This window comes from Arcobacter sp. CECT 8989 (assembly GCF_004116715.1).
Taxonomy (GTDB): domain Bacteria; phylum Campylobacterota; class Campylobacteria; order Campylobacterales; family Arcobacteraceae; genus Halarcobacter.
The window spans coordinates 1-641 of the sequence record NZ_PDKE01000043.1 but is presented as its reverse complement, the minus strand read 5'-3'; the positions used below and the strand labels follow the sequence as shown (position 1 = coordinate 641).

The 641-nt window shown below is 25.0% G+C and carries 1 protein-coding gene; it reads right to left on the bottom strand.

The window, feature by feature from the left end; translation table 11 throughout:
- Window positions 1-44: 44 nt before the first annotated feature.
- A partial coding sequence (locus tag CRV02_RS14895) for an endonuclease/exonuclease/phosphatase family protein (protein WP_164969019.1) occupies window positions 45-641 on the bottom strand: 597 nt, incomplete at its 5' end.

The window sequence follows — 641 nt, the reverse complement described above, 5'->3', positions numbered from 1 at the left end:
TACCTACAATGTAAAACAAACGATTAAATTCGTTTGTTTTACACCTAAATTTCACAAACAATTGGAATATGATCACTTTTTTCTAACCAATACTTATAGTCTAATATCTTTAAAGTAGATTTTTTATCAATAAAACTTTTTGACAAAAAACAATAATCTATATGATATGGTTTATCAATCTTTTTTTGTAAATAAAATGTTGGAGTGCTCTCTTTACCCTGTTCTTCTTTTGTTATAGCATGATACATACTAATAATATTTAGTTCTTCTAATTCCTTTACAACATCGCAATGGTTCCACCATCTATCCCATTTATCCCAAATACTATTACTATTTAAATCTCCAATAATTATCACTTCTTTATTTGCTAATTTTTCTTTATGAAGCTTTAAATATTTCCATAGCTGACCAATATATCCAAATACTTCAGAGTTTGCTTTTTTTGTCCAAATTGCTATTAATATTATTGAATTATTAATTAAACATGGAATAAAAGATTCTAACTTTTCATTTTTATATAAGTGGTTTTCATCACTCCAATTTAATTGTTCTATTTTAATTTCTGGCTTTGCAAATATAGCAAGACCTTTATTTTTATTATCACCTATCCATAAATAGTTTTTTGACCATACTTTGTATTC